Origin of the sequence: Variovorax raffinosi (assembly GCF_051216615.1) — a bacterium.
Taxonomy (GTDB): domain Bacteria; phylum Pseudomonadota; class Gammaproteobacteria; order Burkholderiales; family Burkholderiaceae_C; genus Variovorax.
The window spans coordinates 16,674-39,233 of sequence record NZ_JBPJZR010000019.1 but is presented as its reverse complement, the minus strand read 5'-3'; the positions used below and the strand labels follow the sequence as shown (position 1 = coordinate 39,233).

At 64.8% G+C, this 22,560-nt stretch carries 24 protein-coding genes; 10 read left to right on the top strand and 14 right to left on the bottom strand.

Annotation, left to right across the window (positions count from 1 at the left end):
* Positions 1-175 precede the first annotated feature (175 nt).
* From ACSFB7_RS34770 to ACSFB7_RS34745, 6 genes are all read left to right on the top strand, one after another.
* Positions 176-1,972 (top strand): PhoH family protein, encoded by a 1,797-nt coding sequence (locus tag ACSFB7_RS34770; RefSeq protein WP_435476888.1) that lies wholly within the window; start codon positions 176-178, stop codon positions 1,970-1,972.
* A gap of 148 nt (positions 1,973-2,120) precedes the next feature.
* Positions 2,121-2,492: a VOC family protein gene (locus tag ACSFB7_RS34765; protein ID WP_435476887.1), complete on the top strand. Its 372-nt coding sequence runs from the start codon at positions 2,121-2,123 to the stop codon at positions 2,490-2,492.
* A gap of 6 nt (positions 2,493-2,498) precedes the next feature.
* A complete protein-coding gene (locus ACSFB7_RS34760) occupies positions 2,499-2,948 on the top strand; it encodes an EVE domain-containing protein (protein WP_435476886.1) in 450 nt (149 codons plus the stop codon).
* A gap of 39 nt (positions 2,949-2,987) precedes the next feature.
* A complete protein-coding gene (locus ACSFB7_RS34755; protein WP_435476885.1) occupies positions 2,988-3,437 on the top strand; it encodes a GyrI-like domain-containing protein in 450 nt (149 codons plus the stop codon).
* Positions 3,434-3,901, top strand: a complete 468-nt coding sequence (locus ACSFB7_RS34750; protein ID WP_435476884.1) for an MGMT family protein — start codon at positions 3,434-3,436, stop codon at positions 3,899-3,901. Before ACSFB7_RS34755 ends, ACSFB7_RS34750 begins: the two co-directional genes overlap by 4 nt.
* Positions 3,901-4,614, top strand: coding sequence for a helix-turn-helix transcriptional regulator (locus tag ACSFB7_RS34745; protein WP_435476883.1), 714 nt, complete (start codon positions 3,901-3,903; stop codon positions 4,612-4,614). The genes ACSFB7_RS34750 and ACSFB7_RS34745 overlap by 1 nt, the downstream gene beginning before the upstream one ends.
* A 39-nt stretch (positions 4,615-4,653) precedes the next feature.
* Here ACSFB7_RS34745 and dnaB read toward each other — a convergent pair whose 3' ends face one another.
* The 7 genes from dnaB to ppsA form a co-directional block, all read right to left on the bottom strand.
* Positions 4,654-6,060 (bottom strand): replicative DNA helicase, encoded by a 1,407-nt coding sequence (gene dnaB / locus ACSFB7_RS34740; RefSeq protein WP_435476882.1) that lies wholly within the window; start codon positions 6,058-6,060, stop codon positions 4,654-4,656.
* A 178-nt stretch (positions 6,061-6,238) separates the two neighbouring features.
* Positions 6,239-6,691, bottom strand: a complete 453-nt coding sequence (gene rplI, locus ACSFB7_RS34735; protein WP_187108960.1) for a 50S ribosomal protein L9 — start codon at positions 6,689-6,691, stop codon at positions 6,239-6,241.
* 12 nt (positions 6,692-6,703) lie between these two features.
* Complete coding sequence (gene rpsR, locus ACSFB7_RS34730; protein WP_007830781.1) at positions 6,704-6,985, bottom strand: 30S ribosomal protein S18; 282 nt, start codon at positions 6,983-6,985, stop codon at positions 6,704-6,706.
* Between the two features lie 21 nt (positions 6,986-7,006).
* On the bottom strand, positions 7,007-7,321 hold the full coding sequence (priB, locus tag ACSFB7_RS34725; protein WP_187108959.1) for a primosomal replication protein N: 315 nt from the start codon (positions 7,319-7,321) through the stop codon (positions 7,007-7,009).
* Between the two features lie 4 nt (positions 7,322-7,325).
* Complete coding sequence (gene rpsF, locus ACSFB7_RS34720) at positions 7,326-7,700, bottom strand: 30S ribosomal protein S6 (protein ID WP_093125029.1); 375 nt, start codon at positions 7,698-7,700, stop codon at positions 7,326-7,328.
* A gap of 115 nt (positions 7,701-7,815) precedes the next feature.
* Positions 7,816-8,295, bottom strand: a complete 480-nt coding sequence (locus ACSFB7_RS34715) for a hypothetical protein (protein WP_435476881.1) — start codon at positions 8,293-8,295, stop codon at positions 7,816-7,818.
* Positions 8,296-8,516: 221 nt separating this feature from the next.
* Positions 8,517-10,910: a phosphoenolpyruvate synthase gene (gene ppsA, locus ACSFB7_RS34710; RefSeq protein ID WP_435476880.1), complete on the bottom strand. Its 2,394-nt coding sequence runs from the start codon at positions 10,908-10,910 to the stop codon at positions 8,517-8,519.
* 189 nt (positions 10,911-11,099) lie between these two features.
* Here ppsA and ppsR point away from each other — a divergent pair, with 189 nt between their 5' ends.
* A complete protein-coding gene (ppsR, locus tag ACSFB7_RS34705) occupies positions 11,100-11,921 on the top strand; it encodes a posphoenolpyruvate synthetase regulatory kinase/phosphorylase PpsR (protein WP_435476879.1) in 822 nt (273 codons plus the stop codon).
* 63 nt (positions 11,922-11,984) lie between these two features.
* Here the strand turns inward: ppsR and ACSFB7_RS34700 are convergent, their stop codons facing one another.
* The 7 genes from ACSFB7_RS34700 to ahpC form a co-directional block, all read right to left on the bottom strand.
* The gene (locus tag ACSFB7_RS34700) at positions 11,985-12,794 is read right to left on the bottom strand and encodes a heme ABC transporter ATP-binding protein (RefSeq protein ID WP_435476878.1); all 810 of its coding nucleotides are present in this window, start codon (positions 12,792-12,794) and stop codon (positions 11,985-11,987) included.
* Positions 12,791-13,828: a FecCD family ABC transporter permease gene (locus ACSFB7_RS34695; protein WP_435476877.1), complete on the bottom strand. Its 1,038-nt coding sequence runs from the start codon at positions 13,826-13,828 to the stop codon at positions 12,791-12,793. The genes ACSFB7_RS34700 and ACSFB7_RS34695 overlap by 4 nt, the downstream gene beginning before the upstream one ends.
* Positions 13,825-14,724, bottom strand: coding sequence for a heme/hemin ABC transporter substrate-binding protein (locus ACSFB7_RS34690; protein WP_435476876.1), 900 nt, complete (start codon positions 14,722-14,724; stop codon positions 13,825-13,827). The genes ACSFB7_RS34695 and ACSFB7_RS34690 overlap by 4 nt, the downstream gene beginning before the upstream one ends.
* Before the next feature lie 5 nt (positions 14,725-14,729).
* Entirely contained in the window at positions 14,730-15,827 is a 1,098-nt protein-coding gene (locus ACSFB7_RS34685; RefSeq protein WP_435476875.1) for a hemin-degrading factor, read from the bottom strand.
* 54 nt (positions 15,828-15,881) lie between these two features.
* On the bottom strand, positions 15,882-18,086 hold the full coding sequence (locus tag ACSFB7_RS34680; protein WP_435476874.1) for a TonB-dependent hemoglobin/transferrin/lactoferrin family receptor: 2,205 nt from the start codon (positions 18,084-18,086) through the stop codon (positions 15,882-15,884).
* Between the two features lie 171 nt (positions 18,087-18,257).
* A complete protein-coding gene (ahpF, locus tag ACSFB7_RS34675) occupies positions 18,258-19,814 on the bottom strand; it encodes an alkyl hydroperoxide reductase subunit F (RefSeq protein WP_435476873.1) in 1,557 nt (518 codons plus the stop codon).
* Between the two features lie 92 nt (positions 19,815-19,906).
* Positions 19,907-20,470, bottom strand: coding sequence for an alkyl hydroperoxide reductase subunit C (ahpC, locus tag ACSFB7_RS34670; protein WP_258353953.1), 564 nt, complete (start codon positions 20,468-20,470; stop codon positions 19,907-19,909).
* Between the two features lie 250 nt (positions 20,471-20,720).
* Between ahpC and bfr the strand changes: the two genes are divergently transcribed.
* The 3 genes from bfr to ACSFB7_RS34655 all read left to right on the top strand — a co-directional run bounded on the left by bfr (position 20,721) and on the right by ACSFB7_RS34655 (position 22,545).
* Complete coding sequence (gene bfr, locus ACSFB7_RS34665) at positions 20,721-21,197, top strand: bacterioferritin (protein ID WP_056583098.1); 477 nt, start codon at positions 20,721-20,723, stop codon at positions 21,195-21,197.
* Positions 21,198-21,335: 138 nt separating this feature from the next.
* Positions 21,336-21,980: a PepSY-associated TM helix domain-containing protein gene (locus tag ACSFB7_RS34660; RefSeq protein WP_435476872.1), complete on the top strand. Its 645-nt coding sequence runs from the start codon at positions 21,336-21,338 to the stop codon at positions 21,978-21,980.
* 64 nt (positions 21,981-22,044) lie between these two features.
* Complete coding sequence (locus ACSFB7_RS34655) at positions 22,045-22,545, top strand: DUF2271 domain-containing protein (protein ID WP_435476971.1); 501 nt, start codon at positions 22,045-22,047, stop codon at positions 22,543-22,545.
* The last annotated feature ends 15 nt before the right edge of the window (positions 22,546-22,560 follow it).

Sequence of the window (22,560 nt, the reverse complement as noted above, 5' to 3'; positions counted from 1 at the left end):
TTGCGTGGGTAATGCCCAACGCAGCGGGTCAATGAGCAGCCGGCGTGTCATCTGCGGTGTGCATAATGGCTTCATGCCGTTGAGCTCCACGACCGCATCCCCCGAACAAAGCCGCCTTGGTCTACAGGCGGCTTTTTCGTTTTCTGGTTCCCACTTCCTGCGAGCGATCTGACACATGCCATTGCCTCCCGCCCCCACGAAACGCGCTGCATTGCTCTCGCCGGACGCGCTTGATGCGCCTGCCCGGTCTTCGCACAGGGGTTCGCGTCGCTCCGGCGACCAGCGGGCCGACGAAACCACCGAGCGCAGTCCCCAGCCGCTGGAATTGTTCGACAGCCTCGGCACCGAAGGCGCCGGCGGTACCGATACCGCGCGCCCACCGCGCCGGGCCAGGTCGAAACCCGCGCCCAAGCCCGTGGTGAGCGCACCGCAGCCGCAGGCCATGGTGCAAGTCGAAACGAAGGCCCAGCCGCCTGTCGCCGCCGTTGTTGCCGCCGCACCCGTGGCTCCCGCCCCGGCGCCACAGGCACCCACCGCACGCCCCAAGCGCAAGTCCACCGGTCCGGCCAAGCTGTTCGTGCTCGACACGAATGTCCTGCTGCACGACCCGATGTGCCTGTTCCGCTTCGAAGAGCACGACATCTTCCTGCCGATGATCGTGCTGGAAGAACTCGATGGCCACAAGAAAGGCACCACGGAAGTCGCGCGCAACGGTCGCCAGACCAGCCGCACGCTCGACGCACTGGCCGCTCCGCAAGGCGCCGACATCGCCAAGGGCCTGAAGCTCGACACCACCGGCCATCGCGAAGCCGGCGGCAAGCTGTTCTTCCAGACCGCCCCGCTCGACTACTCGTTGCCGCTGAGCCTGCCGCAAGGCAAGGCCGACAACCAGATCCTCGGCGTGGTGCAGGCGTTGCGCGACCAGTACGCCAAGGATCAGCCCGGCCATCCGAAGCAGGAAGTGGTGCTGGTGTCCAAGGACATCAACATGCGCGTCAAGGCGCGCGCGCTGGGCCTGGCCGCCGACGACTACCAGAACGACAAGACGCTGGAAGACGGCGACCTGCTCTACGCAGGCTCGCTCGCGCTGCCACCCGATTTCTGGACCCGCCAGAGCAAGACGGTCGAAAGCTGGCAGAGCGGCAGCAACACCTTCTATCGCATCAGCGGTCCGATCGTGCCCAACCTCTACATCAACCAGTTCGTCTACTTCGAGGCGCCCGGCGAGCCGAGCATGTATGCACGCGTCACTGAAATCCGTGACAAGACCGCGGTGCTCAAGACGCTCAAGGACTACAGCTCGGGCAAGAACGCGGTGTGGGGTGTGAACACGCGCAACCGCGAGCAGAACTTCGCGATGAACCTGCTGATGGACCCGGAGATCGACTTCGTCACGCTGACCGGCACCGCCGGCACCGGCAAGACCCTGATGGCGCTGGCCTCCGGCCTCACGCAGGTGCTCGACGACCGCCGCTACACCGAGATCATCATGACCCGCGCGACCGTGAGCGTGGGCGAAGACATCGGCTTCCTGCCCGGCACCGAGGAAGAAAAGATGGGCCCCTGGATGGGCGCCCTGGACGACAACCTCGAATTCCTGGCCAAGGGCGACGGCGGCGGTGCCGGCGAGTGGGGCCGCGCGGCCACCAACGAGCTGATCCGCAGCCGCATCAAGGTCAAGAGCATGAACTTCATGCGCGGGCGCACCTTCCTGAACAAGTACGTGATCATCGACGAGGCGCAGAACCTGACGCCCAAGCAGATGAAGACGCTGATCACCCGGGCCGGCCCGGGCACCAAGATCATCTGCATGGGCAACCTGGCGCAGATCGACACGCCGTACCTGACGGAAGGCTCTTCGGGCCTGACCTTCGCCGTCGACAAGTTCAAGGGCTGGCCGCACGGCGGGCACATCACGCTGGCGCGCGGCGAGCGCTCGCGCCTGGCCGACTTCGCGAGCGACGTGCTCTAACGTCACCCTGCTGCCAAAAGCCCGCGCATGCTCCAAGGAGCATCGCGGGCTTTTTTTCGCCCGCCATGACAGCCTCCTGACAAGACGTTGTCAGGAGCCCGGCAGCACCATCACGGCTCCTTTCAACGACACCAAAGAGAGCCCCGAAATGCAAAACGCCATCAGCTGGTTTGAAATCCCGGTGACCGACATGGACCGCGCCCAGACCTTCTACGAAACCGTCCTGGCCCGCAAGCTGCGCCGCGAGAATTTCGGCGCAGACACGCTGGCCGTGTTTCCTCATGACAAACCCGCCACGGGCGGCGCGCTGCAGGCTGGCGCGAGTGCCAGCGCACGCGCCGGCAGCAGCATCCGCATCTACCTCGACTGCATGCCCAGCATCGATGCCGTGCTCGCACGGGTCGAAGCGGCCGGTGGGCAGATCGTGGCCCCCAAGTCCTCGTTGCCGCCGGGCATGGGCTTCATCGCTCATCTGCGCGACACCGAAGGCAACGAAGTCGGCCTGCATTCGCTGGAGTGATCCGCCATGGCACAACGCAACTGGATCGCCGTGGCAAGCGCCGAACATGCACGGCGCGGCCGCGACCATCGGCCGCTCGGCTTCATGCAGCTGGGCCATGGCAAGCATGCGCCGCTCAAGCGGGTCGCGGCGGGCGACCGCGTTGTCTACTACTCGCCGGCCACGGTGTTCGGCGGCACGGACAGGCTCCAGAGCTTCGTGTCGATCGGCGTCGTGCAGCCCGGCGAGCCGTACGAATTCGACATGGGCAAGGGCTTCGTTCCGTGGCGCCGCGACGTGGCTTACGCAACCGGCCACGAAGCGCCGATTGCCCCGCTGATCGAGCGCCTGGCCTTCATCGAGAACCCCAAGCAGTGGGGCTATAAATTCCGCTTCGGGCTGTTCGACGTCACGGACGCCGACATGACACTGATCGCCCGAACAATGCAGGCTGACCTGAAGGCGCTCGCTCTCTGAGCGGCGCCCTCACCCAACAAACAAAAGGAGAAGAACCCCATGGAACCCATTCGCCAACACCACGACGCCTTCCGTGTCGCAGGCCCCTCGGTTCGCACCACCAACCACGGAGAAAGCACCCCCGCCACCGCTCGCATCAGTGCGCTCTGGGGCCGCTTCTTCGACGAGCAGATGGCCGAACTGATGCCCCGACGCACCAGCGACGCCCGCATCTTCGGCGTCTACTCGGCCTACGAATCAGACGCCCACGGCGCCTTCGATGTGACGGCGGGCCTCGCCGTTGCGGACGGCGAAGACTGCGTGGCCATCGAGGCCGGCAACTACCTCGTGTTTGCCGGCCAGGGCGAAATGCCGCACATGGTGATCGCCACCTGGCAGCGCATCTGGCAGTATTTCGAGGCGCATCCGGAAATCGCGCGCAGCTACCGCAGCGATTTCGAGGCCTACGAAGGGCCGGACAAGGTGGCGATCCACATCGGAGTTGCATGAGCACAAGGAAGAGCTGGCGCGACCGGCTCGCGAGCTACCCTCACCTGCCGAGCGTCAAGGAGATCCCCGTCGCCATGCGCGCCCGCCGTGGTGAAGGGACCATCGCCACGCCATCGCCGCAAGAGGTCGAGGCTGCCATGCGCAGCATTCCGGAAGGCCGGCTCGTCACGGTCATGGGCATCGGCGAGGACATCGCCACGCGCCACAGCGCGACCATCGGCTGCACCGTGACCACCGCGATCTTTGCGCACATGGTCGCGCATGCGGCCGAAGAAGCGCCAAAGGCCGAGGGCCCGGCGCCCTGGTGGCGCACGCTCAAGATCGGCGGCGAACTCAACGCCAAATACCCCGGCGGCATCGAGGCGCAGATGTCGAAACTCGAAGCCGAAGGCCACACGGTCGTGCAGCGCGGCAAGCGCTACTTCGTCGAAGACTTCGCGAAGAAGCTCACTGGAACGCACTGATGCGTCGCGCCGACCGCCTGTTCCAGCTCGTGCAGCTCATCCGTGGGCGCCGGCTCACCACAGCAGCCTTCCTGGCGCAGCGCCTCGAGGTGTCCGAACGCACGGTGTACCGCGACGTGGCCGACCTGCAGCACCAGGGCGTGCCCATCGAGGGCGAAGCCGGCGTGGGCTACAGGCTGGGCGCGGGCTTCGAGTTGCCGCCGCTGATGTTCACGCAGGACGAAGCTTCGGCGCTCGTGGCCGCGGCGCGGCTCGCGCAGAGCTGGGTCGATCCGGCGATGGCACGGGACATCGAAACCGGACTGGGCAAGATCCTGTCCGTGCTGCCACCGGCTGCGCGCGTTTCGGCCGAGGCGCTGGCGCTCTATGCGCCTGCGATGGGCCTGGACGATGCCCTGCGCGCGCGGCTGCAGACACTGAGGGAGGCGGTGCAATCGCACAACAAGCTGCGCCTTGACTACCGCGACGTATCGGGCGATGCCAGCGTGCGCACCGTGCGGCCGCTGGGCTGCTTCTACTGGGGCAAGGTCTGGACGCTGTCGACCTGGTGCGAGCTGCGCAATGACTTTCGCGGCTTTCGCCTCGATCGCATGAACGCCATCGAGCTGCTGCCCGAGCGCTTTCGCGACGAGCCCGGCAAGACGCTGGCCGACATGCTGCGACAGCTGAAGGCCGAGAAGCCCGAGGGCAACGCAGCGCACCCAAAGAAGTAGCCCTTCTTCGCGCCGCGCGCCCTGCGCGGACCAGCCGTGTCAGTACTGCTCGTTGTGGCTGTAGCTGGCCAGGTTCTCGAACTTGGTGATCGGCTTCAGGAAGGCCAGCTTGATGGTGCCGGTGGGGCCGTTACGGTGCTTGCTGATGATCACCTCGGCCACGCCCGGCTCCTTGCTGTTCTTGTCGTAGTAGTCATCGCGGTAGATGAACATGATGATGTCCGCGTCCTGCTCGATGGCGCCGGATTCGCGCAAGTCGCTCATCATGGGGCGCTTGTCGGTCCGGCTTTCCACGCCCCGGCTGAGCTGCGACAGCGCGATCACCGGGCACTTGAGTTCCTTGGCCAGCATCTTCAGGCCTCGCGAGATTTCGCCCACGGCCGTGGCGCGGTTCTCATCGCCCGAGCTGCTGGTCGACATGAGCTGAAGGTAGTCGACCACGATCAGGCCGAGGCGCCCGTACTGGCGCGCCAGGCGACGCGCATTGGCGCGCAGTTCGCTGGTGGACAGGCCCGGCGTTTCGTCGATGTGCAGCGACACGGTGCGCAGCTTCTCGATGGCTTCCGTCAGGCGCGGCCACTCCTCGTCGCTGAGCTTGCCGGTGCGCAGATGGCCCTGGTCGATGCGGCCGATCGAGCCCACGATACGCACCGCCAACTGCGAGGCGCCCATTTCCATCGAGAACACCGCCACTGGCAGCCCCTCTTCGAGCGCCACGTGCTCGGCGATGTTGATCGCGAGCGAGGTCTTGCCCATCGACGGACGCGCGGCCAGCACGATCATGTCGCCCGGCTGCAGGCCCGAGGTCATCTTGTCGAAGTCGTGGAAGCCGGTGCGAATGCCCGTGATGTCGTTCGGGTTCTCGGCCATCTCGGTCACGCGGTCGAGCAGCTCGACCACCAGGGCATCCATGCTCTGGAAGCCCTGCTTCATCCGCGTGCCTTCTTCGCCGATGTTGAAGATCTTCTGCTCGGCTTCGTCGAGGATCTTGTCGACCTGCTTGCCCTGCGGGTTGAAGGCCTGCGTCGCGATCTCGTCGGCGGCGGACACCAGCTTTCGCAGGATGGAGCGCTCGCGCACGATCTCGGCGTAGCGCCGGATGTTGCTCGCGCTCGGCACGTACTGCGCCAGCGAGTTCAGGTAGACCAGCCCGCCGATCTCGTCGGCCTTGCCGAGGTTCTGCAGTTGCTCGTAGACCGTGATCACGTCGGCCGGCTTGGTGGCGTTGATCAGCCCGCCGATGGCCGCGTAGATCAGCTTGTGTTCGTGGCGATAGAAGTCGCCGTCGACCAGCAGGTCGCCCATGCGGTCCCAGGCGCCGTTGTCGAGCAGCAGGCCGCCGAGCACACTCGATTCGGCCTCGATGGAGTGAGGCGGAATGCGCAGTTGGGCGATCTGGCGGTCGGCCGACGAATTACCGTCGGGATAGGAGAAAACGGCGGACATGGACTTCCCTTGCAACCCTGCATGCTAAGCCGCGCACAGCGCTGCGCGTGTGGACAAGGTTGTGAATAAGCGGTGATCTTCCAGTGCAATACCACCGGAGAACTTCAACTTCGGTCGCGGAAAAACAAAAGCCGCCCGGAGGCGGCTTTTTCGACAGCGCTCGAGGCGCTGTTCGGGATCAGGCGGTTTCGCCGTAGACCGTGACGGTGATGTCGACCACCACGTCGGTGTGAAGCGCAACGCTCACGGTGGTGTCGCCGACGACCTTGATCGGGCCGTTGGGCAGACGCACTTGCGACTTGGCAACCTTGTAGCCTTGCTTGCCCAGTTCTTCAGCGATGTCGCCGTTGGTGACCGAGCCGAACAGACGACCGTCCACACCAGCCTTTTGCGTGAGCTTGACGGTCGAACCGCCGAGCTTCTCGCCTTGGGCTTGCGACTCGGCCAGCTTGGCGGCCGCAGCCTTTTCGAGTTCGACGCGCTTGGCTTCGAATTCAGCCTTGTTGGCAGCGGTGGCGCGGCGGGCGCGGCCCGAGGGGATCAGGAAGTTGCGTGCGTAACCGTCCTTGACCTTGACGATATCGCCCAGGCCGCCGACGTTCAGAACCTTGTCCAGAAGAATGATTTGCATGGTGTCGACTCCTTAGACGCGGTGCTGGTCGCTGTACGGCACCATGGCCAGGAAGCGAGCGCGCTTGATCGCGGTGTTCAGCTGGCGTTGGTAGATCGCGCGCGTGCCGGTCAGGCGTGCGGGGATGATCTTGCCGTTTTCGCTGATGAAGTCACGCAGCGTGTCGATGTCCTTGTAGTCGATTTCTTCGACGCCAGCGACGGTGAAGCGGCAGAAGCGCTTGCGCTTGAACAGCAGCGACTGGGTGTTGCGCTTCGGGCGCTTGTCTTTGTTGAATTTCTTGAACGTGGCCATTTGGGGACCTCTTGTCGAAAATTAATCTTGCTGAAAATCCTGGATGTGCAGGACCGGATGCTTGCCGTTGCCCGGTGTCGCGAGAAACCCCTGGAAACGCCAGAGACTCCCCATCGACTGCTTTGCGAGCCGTTCGGCGATGGCGCCGAAGGCAACGGCCTTGAGGGCCGTCTTCACCTGCCTGGCTTTTCCTGCCTCTTGAAGCGTCGACTCATGGTCGAGCTTCAGGTCGATGGCAGGCAAGCCGGCTGGCGTGAATCGCAGGGCTCCGAGTTCGGCAACGGAGGCGGTCAGCAAAAGCTGGTTGACCCCGGTTGCCGCAGCGGCAGCAGTCACGCCATCAGTTGTTGTTGGCGGCGTATTCGGCCTGCTGGGCCTTGCGAGCCTCTTCGCGCTCGACCGTCTTCATCATCGACGAAGGACCAGTGTCGGCCTTCTTCTTCTGAACGGTCAGGTGGCGCAGCACGGCGTCGTTGAACTTGAACGCGTGTTCGAGTTCGCCCATCACGGCTTGTTCAGCTTCAATGTTGACGCACAGGTAGTGGGCCTTGTTGAGCTTGTTGATCTGGTAAGCCAGCTGACGACGGCCCCAGTCTTCAACGCGGTGGATCTTGCCGCCGCCGGCCGTGATCAGGCCCTTGTAGCGCTCCAGCATGGCCGGAACTTGTTCGCTCTGATCCGGGTGGATCAGCAAAATGATTTCGTAGTGACGCATGGCACTCCTTGTGGATTCTTCCGTAGAAGAGGAAAAGCCACCTGCAGCGTCGGGCGCAGTGTGGCAAGGCAAAGCCGGCGATTATAGCCCTGTAATTCACGACCCGGCAAGGCGCTCAGTCGTTCAGGGCCTTGTCGAGGGCGGCGGCCTTCTCCGGGCCGACCGCTGAACGGATCTTGGGTGCCAACGCCAGCAGGTCCTCGTAGCTCGCCGTGCCCTCGACCTGCAGGTTGAGCCGAAACCCCATCAGCCCCAGGCTGCCGGTCAGTTGGGTCGCGATGGGATAGGCGTCCTTGTAGCGCTGCTGCTTGCTGCGTCCGGAAGGCTGCGGCACTGCCAGTTCAGCCGATTTGGCGGCCTCGGTGGACGTCTCGCCCGCCACAGGCGACGCCGCTTTCCCGCCCACGGGCTCCAGAACGCCCAACCCGATCATCTGATCGATGTCTTCGCGGGCTATGCCCATGCCGGCGGCAAGCACGTCGTCCACCGAGCGCTTGCCGTCGAACAGGATGAATGCGGAGCGCTGGCGCGGCGACAGCGGCACCGAGCGGTCCTTCAGGGCCTGGTGGCCCGCTTCTGTCTTGACAAGAATCATGGTGGTCTCCCCGCGAGGTGCTGGCAAGTCGCCGCGACGACCGAAATCGCCTCAGGCTAGCTGCCGGGATGCGCCGCCCTGTGAATTGTCACAAGTCTGACACCAGAAACACACTTTGATTCAATGACATGAAGCTGACACGGGGAATCCCCCGATGGGGATTTCCGCAGTCTTGTCGCGCGGCGGGCACATTGCGCACCCGCCGTCGGTCGATCAATCGATCAGCGATTGGCGAGTTGCTGCCAGGTGTCGATCACGCTGTCGGGATTCAGCGAGATCGATTCGATCCCCTGCTCCGCCAGCCAGAGCGCGAAGTCCGGATGGTCGCTGGGGCCCTGGCCGCAGATGCCGACGTACTTGCCCTGCGCCTTGCAGGCCTTGATGGCGCGGCTGAGCAAGGCCTTGACGGCCGGATCTCGCTCGTCGAAGTCGGCGGCCAGCAATTCGAGGCCCGAATCGCGGTCCAGGCCCAGCGTGAGCTGGGTCAGGTCGTTCGAGCCGATCGAGAAGCCGTCGAAGAACTGCAGGAACTCGTCGGCCAGGACGGCGTTGCTGGGCACCTCGCACATCATGATCAGCTTGAGTTCGTTCTCGCCGCGCTTGAGGCCGTGCTCGCCCAGCAGCGTGGTCACGCGCTCGGCCTGGCCCAGGGTGCGCACGAAGGGCACCATGATCTGCACGTTGGTCAGGCCCATGTCGTTGCGCACGCGCTTCAAGGCTTCGCACTCCATCGCGAAGGCTTCGCCGAAATCGGCGCTCAGGTAGCGCGCAGCGCCACGGAAGCCGAGCATCGGGTTTTCTTCTTCCGGCTCGTAGCGGCTGCCGCCGATCAGCTTGCGGTACTCGTTCGACTTGAAGTCCGACAGGCGCACGATCACCGGCTTGGGCCAGAAGGCCGCGCCGATGGTGGCGATGCCTTCGGCCACCTTGTCGACATAGAACGCACGGGGCGACGCGTGGCCGCGGGCCACCGACTCGACGGCCTTCTTCAGGTCGTTGTCGACGTTCGGGTAGTCGAGGATCGCCTTCGGGTGCACGCCGATGTTGTTGTTGATGATGAACTCAAGGCGGGCCAGGCCCACGCCGTGGTTCGGCAGTTGCGCGAAGTCGAAGGCGAGCTGCGGGTTGCCCACGTTCATCATGATCTTCAGGTCGATCTCGGGCATCACGCCGCGCTGCACTTCGGTCACTTCGGTTTCGAGCAGGCCGTCGTAGATGAAGCCGGTGTCGCCCTCGGCGCAGCTCACGGTGACGAGCGTGCCGTCCTTCAGCAGGTCGGTCGCATCACCGCAGCCGACCACGGCCGGAATGCCGAGTTCACGCGCAATGATGGCCGCGTGGCAGGTGCGCCCGCCGCGGTTGGTGACGATGGCGGCAGCGCGCTTCATCACCGGTTCCCAGTTGGGATCGGTCATGTCGGTGACGAGCACGTCGCCGGCCTGCACCTTGTCCATTTCGCTGATGTTGTGCACCAGGCGCACGGGGCCGGTGCCGATCTTCTGGCCGATGGCACGGCCCTCGGCAAGCACGGCGCCCTTGCCCAGCAGCTTGTAGCGCTGCTCGGCCTTGCCTTGCTGCTGGCTCTTCACGGTTTCCGGACGCGCCTGCAGGATGTAGAGGTGGCCGTCGGTGCCGTCCTTGCCCCACTCGATGTCCATCGGGCGGCCGTAGTGTTCTTCGATGACCAATGCGTACCTGGCCAGTTGCTCGACGTCGGCGTCGCTCAGCGAATAGCGGTTGCGCTGCTCGGCCTTGACGTCGGTGGTCTTCACGAGCTTGCCGCTGGCCTTTTTCTCTTCGGGCGTAGCGAACTCCATCTGGATCAGCTTGGAACCCAGGTTGCGGCGGATCACGGCGCGCTTGCCGGCGCGCAGCGTGGGCTTGTGCACATAGAACTCGTCGGGGTTCACGGCGCCCTGCACCACCGTCTCACCCAGGCCATAGCTCGAAGTGATGAACACCACCTGGTCGAAACCCGATTCGGTGTCGATGGTGAACATCACGCCGGCGGCGCCGAGGTCGGAGCGCACCATGCGCTGCACGCCGGCCGACAGCGCGACCACGTCGTGCTCGAAGCCCTTGTGCACGCGGTAGCTGATGGCGCGGTCGTTGTAGAGGGAGGCGAACACCTCCTTCATCTTGTGCAGCACGTCGTCGATGCCGACCACGTTCAGGAAGGTCTCCTGCTGGCCCGCGAAGGAGGCGTCGGGCAGGTCTTCGGCCGTGGCCGAGGAACGCACGGCGAAAGAGGCGGCCGGATTGCCGGCGCTCAGCGTGGCGTAGGCCTCGCCGATGGCTTTTTGCAGGTCGGCCGGGAAAGGCTGGGCCTCGACCATGGCGCGGATCTGGGCGCCGGCGGTGGCCAGCGCGCGCACGTCCTCGGTGTCCAGCGCCGCGAGCAGCTTGCTGATCTTGTCGGCCAGGCCGTCGTGGGCCAGGAACTGGCGGAATGCGTGGGCCGTGGTCGCAAAACCGGTCGGCACGCGCACGCCCTGCGGCAGCTGCGAGATCATTTCGCCGAGGCTGGCGTTCTTGCCGCCAACCGCCTCGACGTCGGTCATTCTCAGGTTTTCAAACGGTACGACCAAGGCGGTCGCGTCGAAAAGTGCAGACATGGGGAAGCTCCAGAAGTTGAAACCGGTGCTGCATGCAGACGGCGCAGCACGATCGTTGTCGTTGCTTTGGGTGCGGTCGCGGTGTGCATGGAAAGAATGGGGGTGGGAAAGCGGATTCCCGATAATGGCCCGGATTGTAGGCGTGGCAAGGTCGCGCGCGCCGCAGGACAAGGCCGCAAGAGCAACACCATGCATACACGCACTGTTTTCTTCATTTCCGACGGCACCGGCATCACCGCCGAGACGTTCGGCAACGCCGTGCTCGCCCAGTTCGAGATGAAACCGCGCCACGTCCGGCTGCCTTTCACCGACACGGTCGACAAGGCGCACCAGGCGGTGCGGCAGATCAACCACACGGCCGAACTCGAGGGCGTGCGCCCCATCGTCTTCACCACGCTGGCCAACATGGACGTGCTGGAAGTGATCGAGACCGGCTGCAAGGGCATGCTGCTGGACATGTTCGGCACCTTCGTGCGGCCGCTCGAAATCGAGCTGGCCGTGAAGTCGAACCACCGGATCGGCCGCTTCAGCGACGCCAGCAAGAGCAAGGAATACAACGCCCGCATTGCCGCGATCGACTTCAGCCTGGCGCACGACGACGGCCAGAGCAACCGCGACCTGCAGGGCGCCGACGTGATCCTGGTGGGCGTGAGCCGCAGCGGCAAGACGCCCACGTCGCTCTACCTGGCGATGCAGCACGGCCTGAAAGCGGCCAACTACCCGCTGATTCCCGAGGATTTCGACCGCCGCCAGTTGCCGCCGGCCCTGCTGCCGCACCGCAAGAAGATCTTCGGCCTGACGATCCAGCCCGAGCGGCTCAGCGAGATCCGCAACGAGCGCCGGCCCGATTCACGCTATGCCAGCCTCGAAAACTGCCGCCACGAGGTGAGCGAGGCCGAAGCCATGATGCGGCGCGCCGGCATCCGCTGGCTGTCGACCACCACCAAGTCGATCGAGGAAATCGCCACGACGATCCTGCAGGAGCTGCGGCCCGAACGGCTGACCTACTGATTTTTGCTATCTTTTGAATAGCGCCTGACGACCATTTGACGGCCGTCAGGCGCTATTTTTCGTTCAACCGAACAGGTACTGCACCGTGCCGTCGGCACTCGTCACAGGCTGGCAAGGCGTTCCCCAGACCGATTCGATCAAGGCCGGTTCAAGTACTTCAGCCGCAGCGCCTTGTCGCACCCGGCCCGAATCGCCCCCCAGCACCACCACCTCGTCGGCATAGCGTCGCGCCAGGTTCAGATCGTGCAGAACGGCCACCACGCCCACGCCGCGTTGCGCCCAGGCGCGCAGCAGGCGCATGGCCGAATGCTGGTGCGCCAGGTCCAGCGCCGCGGTGGGTTCATCGAGCAGCAGCCAGCGGGTCGCGCCATCGGGCCGCGCATGCCAGAGCTGGGCCAGCGCCCGCGCCATGTGCGCCCGGGACTTTTCCCCGCCCGACAGCGTGTTGAGCACGCGCGATGCCAGCGCCGACACGTCGGTCAGCGCCATCGACTCGGCAATGATCGCGTCCTCGTCATGCCCCGGCGCCCTGCGATGCGGGTAGCGGCCCAACGCCACGATTTCCTGTGCCGTGAAGTCGAAGGCGACCGCGCTCTCTTGCGGCATCAACGCACGGCGCAGCGCCAGCGCCGGCATGCCGTGGTCTGCAAGTGGCCGGCCGTCGAGCATCACCCGGCCCTGCGTCGGCAAGCGCTGGCCGGCCAACACCGACAGCAGCGTCGACTTGCCCGCGCCGTTCGGGCCGAGGATGGCCGTCACCCGGCCCGGCGCCAGGCTGACCGAGGCGTTCGCCAGCAGCGTCTTCGCGCCGATGCGGACCTCGACACCTTCGCAGCGCAGCGCCATCGCGTCGCGTTCCGTGCCCGCCGTCATATGCGCCCCTTGAAGTGCCGCAGCATCAAAAGGAACATCGGCACGCCGATGAACGCGGTGAGCACGCCCAGCGGCAGCTCGGCCGGCGCCATCACGGTACGCGCCACCGTGTCGGCCGCGAGCACCAGTGCCCCGCCCAACAGGGCCGAGGCCGGCAGCACCACGCGGTGATCGGGCCCGGCCATCATGCGCACCCAGTGCGGCGCGATCAACCCGATGAAACCGATGATCCCGGTCGTGGCCGTCACCGCCCCCACGGCCACGGCCGTGATCACGATGGCCCGCCGCTTGGTGCGCTCCACGTCGACGCCGAGCAGCGCCGCCTGCGCTTCGCCGAGGGCGATGGCGTTCAGCGGCGAGGCGAGCGACCGCGCCGCAAGGCACGACAGGAACACGGCTACGCCGACCAGCAGCACCGCGCTCCACCGCGCACCGCCGAGGCTGCCGAGCAGCCAGAACTGCAGGCTGCGCAGCTGCTCGTCGGTCGCGATCACGCTGAGAAAGCCCAGCCCCGCCCCCGCGAGCGCATTGACCGCGATGCCCGCGAGCAGCATCAGCGCCATGCGCGTGCCGCCTTCGCTGCGCGAGAGGCCGTAGATCACCAAGGTCACCGACAAGCCACCAGCGAAAGCCATGAGCACCAGCGTCCAACTGCCGAGCGTGCGGGGAAGCACCGGCCAGAGCCACGCACCCAAGACGATCGTGACGCCCGCCGCCAGCGCCGCGCCGCTGCTGATGCCCACCAGCCCCGGATCGGCCAGCGGGTTGCGAAACAGGCCCTGCATCAAGGTGCCCGCCATGCCGAGCCCCGCACCCGCCGCCACGCCAAGCACCAGGCGCGGCAGACGGATGTTGAGAAAGACAAGGTGCTCGGGCGACTTGTCGACACCGCCCTGCCCCAGCGACGTCAACACATTCCAGAGTTGCGAAAGACTGATGGCGTAGGCGCCGGACACGGCCCCCACCACGAAAGCCGCGACGAGCAACAGCGCGCTGCCGCCCAGCACGGCACGCGCCGTGAACCTCTGGCTCATGCAACCGCAGCCAGGAACTTGTCGTGCAAGTCGGAGATGGACGCCGGCGTGCGCGGGCCGAAGCCCAGCAGCAGCAAGGCGTCTTGCGTGATCAACGCGCGCTTCTTGTAGGCAGGCGTGAGCGCCAGTTCGGGCCGCTGCCAGAACTTGTCGACGCCGCCGTGGGCTTCGATGCTCTGCGTGCTGGTGAGGATGATGTCCGGCGCGGCGCTGGCCATGGCTTCGGCCGTCATCGGCCGGTAGCCCTGGAAGCCGCCCAGCGCATTGACGCCGCCGGCATAGCCGATCACCGAGTGCGCGGCGGTCTTCTCGCCCGAGACCTGCGGGCTCGCGCTGTGCGACAGCACGAACAGCACCTTCGGCTTGCGCCCCTTGGCGGCGGCCACGCGCTGTTGCACGGCCGCCCATTCGGTGTCGAGCCGGGTCTGCAGTTCGCGCGCCTGCGCTTCCTTGGCCGCAGCACGGCCCACGGCCTGCACCTTGCGCTGCACTTCGCCCCAACTGTGGTCGGCCTCGATGATCTCGACCTTCACGCCCGCGCTGCGGACCTGATCGAGCACCACGGGCGGGCCCGACTCATTGGTCGCGATGATGGCGTCGGGCTTCAGCGACAGCAAGCCTTCGGCCGAGAGCTGCCGCATATAGCCGACCTTGGGCGTGCTGCGCGCCGCCGCCGGATACAGGCTGGTGGTGTCGGTGCCCACGAGCTGCCCTTCGGCACCGAGCAGGTAGACGATCTCGGTGATCGCACCGCTCACCGTCACCAGCCTGGGCAGGCGCTGTGTCTGCGCGAATGCGGGCAGCACGGCGACGGCACCCAGCGAAGAGACGGACAGCAGCCGCAGCAAGTCGCGGCGGCGCGGTGCCAGGGAATCGATTCGTTCGAAGTCGCTCATGGGGCTCAGGCCTGCTGCGTGGTGGCCAGACGCGGAAGACCGCGCACGATGTGGCGCCACTCTTCACGCTCGGGCACGCCGGGTTTGCGCGCGCCGAAGAACATGGCCATGAGTTCGCCCGTACCGTCGAAGGCCTCGACCGACGTCACGACGCCGTCGCTGGTCGGCTTTTCGACGATCCAGACGCTGGCGATGCGGTCTTCGCGCAGGTGCAGGTTGAAGCCCGGGTCGAGCACGTTGAGCCAGCGGATCGGCGGCGCGTTCTCGTCAGCCCCGCGCATTTCCATCGGCTCAATGCGCTTCACCGGTCCGCTGTGAATCTGGATGCAGCCCGGACTGCCGACGAACACCATGATCGGCGTGCCGTCGAACGCGGCTTCGTTCAGCAGATCGCGGATGGCGCTCAGCTCCGCACGCTGCGTGAACTCACCCTCGGTCAGGCGAAAGCTCTGCTGGCGCTCGACGTCGAACCTGTTCAGCAGGCCGAAGAACTCGTGCGTGTCCTGCATGCCGCGCCACGCATCGGCGAGCCCGGCGGCGTCGATGGCAGCGTCGTCGCGTGGCACGGCCTTGGCTTCGGCCGGCACGAACACGACCGGCTCGTCAGCGGCGGTGTGGGTGTCGATGACCGACTGCAGCGCATCGCGGTCGGTGGCATCGCGCGCAAAGATCTTGTGCACCGCGAGGCCGTTCGCATCGAAGAACTGCAGGCTCAGCGATGGCGGCACGCCCGGATTGGCAGCCGCTTCGCTCACCGCGAAGCCCGCATGCCAGCGGCTGAAGAAAAGCCGCAGGTCGATCGCCTCGCCCAAAGCGAGCCCCATCTTGTCGCTGCCCGAGACCTTCTCGTAGATGCCGGTCTTCTCGTGCACCGTGGTCTCGTTGCGCGTCAGCGCGAGCACGGGGCCGCAGAGTTCGAGCGACTGCAGCAGCTCGACCCACGGCCCCTTCAGGCGCGTGGCGCGCAGGCCCTTGTCGTGCGTGCCGGTGTGCGCGGCAATGGCGGCGCCTTCAGACAGGCCCATGGCCGCGGCGGCGTCCTTGTGGCGCATGCCCTTGGCGCGCAGTGCGGCAAAACGATCGCGGGATTCTTCGGCGTTCATCGGGTTTCCTCTTCTAAGGTGACTAAGGTGAAGTCTTCTTCCAGGGGTCGGGCGTCAGAAGTCCGCCACGAGCGAAACATTGAAGGCGCGCCCCGGCTGGGTGTAGGCATCGCGCAGGAGCGACGTGGTGGTGATGCCGCGCACGTCGCTCCAGTTCCAGTAGCGCTTGTTGGTGAGGTTGGTCACCGATGCGTTCAGGCGCAGGTCCTTGCGGATGCGCCATTGCGCGCTCACGTCGAGGGTCGTGGCGGCCGGCGTCAGGAACTGCGAGCCGGTCGTGACCTCGGTGCGGTCCACGTCGGACCACTTCTTGCGCGAGTGGTTCGTCGCGTCCACGCGCACGCTCCACACCGGCGCCTGGTACTTGATGCCGACGCTGGCCTTGCGCGGATCGATCGAATTGAGCGGTCGGTTGTTGGTGCGGTCGGTTCCGCGCGTCTGGCCGTAGGCGAAGGGCACGGAGAAGCCGTTGCCGTTGTTGGTGAAGTCCAGCTCGCCCTTGAACTCGAAGCCGCTGATGCGTGCGCGTCCAACGTTGACCGACTGGTAGATCAGCGGGTCGATGCGCGGAATGCCACGGCCGCCCACGAGACGATCGTTCTCGATCAGGTTCTTGTAGTCGCCGGTGAAGGCGGCCACGTCGAAGCTCAGCACGCCGGTCTTGCCGCGCACGCCGAATTCGATGTTCTGGCTCTTCTCGGGCTTGAGGTTCGGATTGGGGATGGTCTTGTACCCCTGGATCACGTTCTCGAAGAAGTTGTTGACCTGGAAGGCGTTGGGCGCCTTGAAGCCCGAGGCGTAGTTCCCGTAGACGCTGAACTGCGGCGTTGCACGGAACAGCACGCCCAGCTTGGGCGACACCGCCGAGCCCGACAGCGACACGGCCTGTGCGTTGAAGCCGGTCTGCTTGGCGTCGAGCGAGAAACGGTCCACGCGGATGCCCGGCGTGATGCTCCAGCGGTCATGGATGAACTCGTCCTGCACATAGATCGCCGACGAGGTTTCGCGCGTGTCGGGGAAGCGCTTGAGCGGATAGGTTTCGCCGGTCGGCGGCACCAGGCCGGTCTGCAGGTTCTTGACCTCGGTGCGCGTGTAGTCGAAGCCGTAGGTGATCTTCTGCGCCCAGTCGCCCATGCGGATCGTCTTGTCGGCTTGCAGGCCGAGCTGCCAGGTGTTCTCGTCGTAGGTGACGTCGCGGGTGCGGTCGGCGGCCGTGAAGCGGTCTTCGAGGATGAACTCGCGCGACTTGGACTTCTGGTAGCTCACCACGCCAAGCAGGTTGTCGGCCACGGCACTGTTCAGGCGCAGGCGCCCTTCGTAAGTGAAGCGGTCGCGCTGCAGGTCGGTCTTGGCGTTCAGGCCGACCACGGAAGTCGAGACGAAGGGCGGCTTGGAAATGCCCGACAGCAGGTCGTAGCGGCTGGTCTTCTCGACGTGCTCGAAAGTGAAGCTGTGGCGCTGGTCGGCGTCGGGCGTGAGGATGACCTTGGCGAGCACGGCCGCGTTCTTGTCGCGCTGCGGATTGGGCTTGGTGCGGTCGACGTTGGCCACGTTGTAGCGGCCCATGTTCTCGAGTTCATGCGCACGGCCAAGGCTGGCCGAGACGAGCCATTGCATCGTGTCGTTGGGCTTGCCCGCCAGCGTGACGCCTGCGCGCTTGCCGCTGTCGTCGCCGCTGTAGCCGACGCTCGCGCTGCCGCCGAAGGTCTTGCCATCGCGCAGGTACGACGAAGGCTCGCGCGTGATGAAGTTGACCAGGCCCGCGAGGCCGTCAGAGCCGTAGAGCGCCGACGCCGGACCCTTGATGATCTCGATGCGCTCGATGAGGCTGATGTCGAAGTAGTCGCGTCCGAACGCGTTGGCGCTGAACACGTAGCTGCGCGGCGTGCGGATGCCATCGGTCAGCAGCAGCACGCGGTTGCCATCGAGGCCACGGACGTTGAAGCCGGCGTTGCCGTCGCGCCCGGTGTTGCCCTGCGCCAAGCCGAAACGCGCGGGCGCACGCTTGACCGACACGTTCGGCAGGTCGCGCACCGCATCGCGGATGTCGTTGATCTGCTTGGACTCGATGTCGTCGCGCGTGATGACCTCGACGCTCACGGGCAGGTCCTGGCGGGCCTGCTCCGAGCGCGAGCCGCTCACCACCACTTCATTGAGCGCGATCTGCTGCGACCAGGCAGGCGCGGCGAAGCCGAAGCCGATCAGCAGTGGCAGGAGGGCAAGACGGTGAGGATGGGAACGGAGGGTTTTTGCGGCCACGAAAAAGGTCCAGAAACAGTTGAACAACTGCTTGCTGGACCTTGGGCGCAGAGCTTTGCGCGTGTGACCTGGCTGGCAACGGCGGGAGTGTTTTCCCGAGTTGTCTATTGTATGAGAACAATTCTCATTTGATACAACTTGTGCCTTACTTTCGAGGGGTCAAACCACGCGTCAGGCGGGTGCCGAAGAACGGATCAGATGGTCGAAAGCACCAAGCGCCGCCTTCGCGCCGTCGCCGGCCGCGATGATGATCTGCTTGAACGGCACCGTGGTCGCATCACCGGCTGCGAACACGCCGGGCACCGAGGTCTGGCCGCGCGCGTCGACGATGATTTCGCCGTGCTTCGAGAGTTCGACCGTGCCCTTGAGCCAGTCGGTGTTGGGCACGAGGCCGATCTGGATGAACACGCCTTCGAGCTCGACCTTTTTCAGCTCCCCCGTCGCACGGTCCTTGTAGACCAGGCCGTTGACCTTCTGGTCACCGGTGATCTCGGTGGTCTGCGCGTTGGTGAACACGTCGACGTTCTTCAAGCTCTTGAGCTTGCGTTGCAGCACGGCGTCGGCGCGCAGTTGCGTGTCGAACTCGATCAGCGTGACGTGCCCCACGATGCCGGCCAGGTCGATCGCCGCTTCGACGCCCGAGTTGCCGCCACCGATGACCGCCACGCGCTTGCCCTTGAACAGCGGGCCGTCGCAATGCGGGCAGTAGGCCACGCCCTTGTTCTTGAACTCGTGCTCGCCCGGCACGTTGATGTTGCGCCAGCGCGCGCCAGTCGAAATGATGACCGTCTTGCTCTTGAGCGAGGCGCCGCTTTCGAGCTGGATCTCGATGAGGTCGTTGCCGGGCACCAATGCCTTGGCGCGCTGCAGATTCATGATGTCGACGTCGTAGTCGCGCACATGCTCTTCGAGTGCGTGGGCGAACTTCGGCCCTTCGGTTTCCTTGATCGAGATGAAATTCTCAATGCCGAGCGTGTCGAGCACCTGGCCGCCAAAGCGCTCCGAGGCCACGCCGGTACGGATGCCTTTGCGTGCGGCGTACACGGCGGCTGCGGCACCGGCGGGGCCGCCACCGACGATCAGCACGTCGAACGCTTCCTTGCCGGCGATCTTCTTGGCTTCGCGCTCGACGCCGCTGGTGTCGATCTTGGCGAGGATTTCTTCGAGGCTCATGCGGCCCTGACCGAACTCGGTGCCGTTCAGGAACACGGTCGGCACGGCCATGATCTGGCGCTCCTTCACTTCGTCCTGGAAGGTGCCGCCTTCGATCATCGTGGTGCGGATGCGCGGGTTCTGGATGGCCATCAGGTTCAGCGCCTGAACGACATCGGGGCAGTTGTGGCAGGTGAGCGAGACGTAGATCTCGAACTCGAAGTCGCCGTCGAGCGCCTTGATCTGGTCGAGCACGGCTTGCTCGACCTTGGGTGGGTAGCCGCCGATCTGCAGCAATGCAAGGATCAGCGACGTGAATTCATGGCCCATCGGCAGGCCGGCAAAACGCGGACCGTGGTTTTCGCTCGGGCGATTGACCGAGAACGAGGGCTTGCGATGGTTGTCGTCACGGCTTTCGGTCAGCTTGACCAGCGGGGACGATTCAGCGACGTCCTTCAGCAGCGACAACATTTCGCCCGACGCCTTGCTGTCATCGAGCGAGGCGACGATCTCGATCGGCTGCGTGGCGCGTTCGAGGTAACTCTTCAATTGGGCTTTGGTGCTGTCGTCAAGCATGGCGGACTCACTTTCGATATCTGAAAACTATCAACTGGGGACAAAAAAAACCCGGGGGCCTCGTGAGCGCCCGGGCTTTCGCGCGGGAGCGCTTAGATCTTGCCGACGAGGTCGAACGAAGGAGCGATGGTCTTGTCGCCTTCATTCCACTTGGCCGGGCAGACTTCGTTCGGGTGGGCGGCGGTGTAGACCGCTGCCTTGAGCTTGCGCAGGGTTTCCTTGACGTCGCGGGCGATTTCGTTGGAGTGCACTTCGGCGGTCTTGATGATGCCGTCCGGGTTGATCACGAAGGTGCCGCGCAGTGCCAGGCCTTCTTCGGGGATGTGCACGCCGAAGGCGTTGGTCAGCGTGTGGGTCGGGTCGCCGACCAGGGGGAACTTGGCCTTGCCGACGGCCGGCGACGTGTCGTGCCAGACCTTGTGCGAGAAGTGCGTGTCGGTGGTCACGATGTAGACCTCGGCACCCAGCTTCTGGAACTCGGGGTAGTTGTCGGCCGCGTCTTCGACTTCGGTTGGGCAGTTGAAGGTGAAAGCCGCTGGCATGAAGATCAGCACGGACCACTTGCCCTTGAGCGTCTCGTCGGACACGTCGATGAACTTGCCGTTGAGGTAGGCCTGGGTCTTGAAGGGCTGGACTTGGGTGTTGATCAGGGACATGGAAATTCCTTGGATGCAGGGGGTGGACAAAAATAAACGCGAGCCATGAGTATAGCTACCAATCTTATACATTCAATAGTTATGAGCTATTAAAAGTATTGGAAGCCGCTATGTTTGCGATGGGTTCGCAGCACCTCAATGCGAACGTGTATCGCCATCACACGCATGCAGACCGCCGCAGCATGGGATTGCTTGCAAGTGCTCGTCCGCTCCTCTGACAATCACCGCTTTCAGAACAAGGAAAAGAATCATGAAGGGCGACCCCAAGGTCATCGAACATCTGCAGGCGCAGCTCAAGAACGAGCTGACTGCGATCAACCAGTACTTCCTCCACTACCGCATGCTCAAGCACTGGGGTCTGGACAAGCTGGCGAAGAAGGAATACGAAGAATCGATCGGCGAAATGAAGCACGCCGACAAGCTGATGGACCGCATCTTCATGCTCGACGGCCTGCCGAACCTGCAGGACCTGGGCAAGCTGAACATCGGCGAAGACGTGCCTGAGCTGCTGCGTTGCGACCTGGGTGCCGAAACCGGCGCGCAGGCCACGATCAAGGATGGCATCGCGCATTGCGAGTCGGTGCGTGACTACGTCTCGCGCGACCTGCTGCAGGAAATTCTCGACGACACCGAAGAGCACATCGATTTCCTCGAAACGCAGATCGATCTGATCGACCGGGTCGGGCTGCAGAACTATCTGCAATCGCAGATGGGCGAACTCGAATAAGGCGCTTTGGCCTCTTTGGCCCTCAGGCCAATTGCAGATGACAGACGGGACTTCGGTCCCGTTTTTATTGCTTTACGTAACTTAATACGCCGCAAATAGCATTCATTCTCATTAGCGCAGATAGAATCCGCGCCTTCGATGACCGCTGCCCGCCCTGACAACCGCCGCCGTGCCTACTGGCTCAAGACCCTGCACGAATGGCACTGGGTGAGTTCCGCGATCTGCCTGATCGGCATGATCCTGTTCAGCGTCACCGGCTTCACGCTCAACCATGCAGCGCAGATCGAAGCCAAGCCAGCCATCACCAAGTTGAATGGCGCCGTCGATGAAGCCCTTCGCGCGCAACTCGAAAAGCAGTTGCCCGCCGCCAAGGCCCAAAAAGGCAAGGCACCTCTGCCTGCCGAGCTTCAAGGCTGGATAAAGACAAACTGGGACGTCGGCACCGCCGGCCGCGAGGCCGAATGGTCGGACGACGAAATCTATCTCTCGCTCCCCCGCCCCGGCGGCGACGCCTGGCTGCGGCTGAACCTGGCCGACGGCGAAATCGAATACGAGCGCACCGACCGCGGCTGGCTCTCTTATTTCAACGACCTGCACAAGGGCCGCAACACCGGCACGGCCTGGAGCTGGTTCATCGACATCTTCGCGGGCGCCGCGCTGGTCTTCTCGATCACCGGCCTGTTCATTCTCAAGATGCACGCGGGCAATCGCCCCTTCACATGGCCGATGGTCGGCATGGGGCTCGTGATCCCGCTGCTGCTCGCGCTGCTGTTCATCCACTGATTGATCGATAGATTCAGGAAAGAGGTTTCAAGTGCACGTTCGCTATTCACTCGCGCCGATTGCCATGTCGGCACTGTTCGCTGCCCCGGCCTTCGCGGCGGGCCTGTCGGTCAACATCGAGATCCCCCGGCTGAACGTCTCCGAATACCACCGCCCCTATGTGGCGACCTGGATCGAGCGCGCCGACAACACGGTCGCCGGCACGCTGGCCGTCTGGTACGACGTGCGCACCAAGACCAACAACCCCGAGGGCGAAGGCACCAAGTGGCTCAAGGACATGCGCCAGTGGTGGCGCCGTGGTGGCCGCGAACTGGCGGTGCCGGTCGACGGCGTGACCGGCGCGACCAAGCCGGCCGGCAAGCACCAGTTGAGCTTCACCGAAGGCACAGCCGCGATGCCCAAGCTGGCGCCCGGCGCCTACAAGCTGGTGGTCGAGGCCGCGCGTGAAGTCGGCGGCCGCGAAGTCGTGAGCATCCCCTTCCAGTGGCCTCCCACGGCGGCCGCGCAACCGAGCGCTTCCGGCAAGGAAGAGCTTGGCGAGATCAAGCTCGAACTCAAGCCCTGACCGACTCCGGACCGC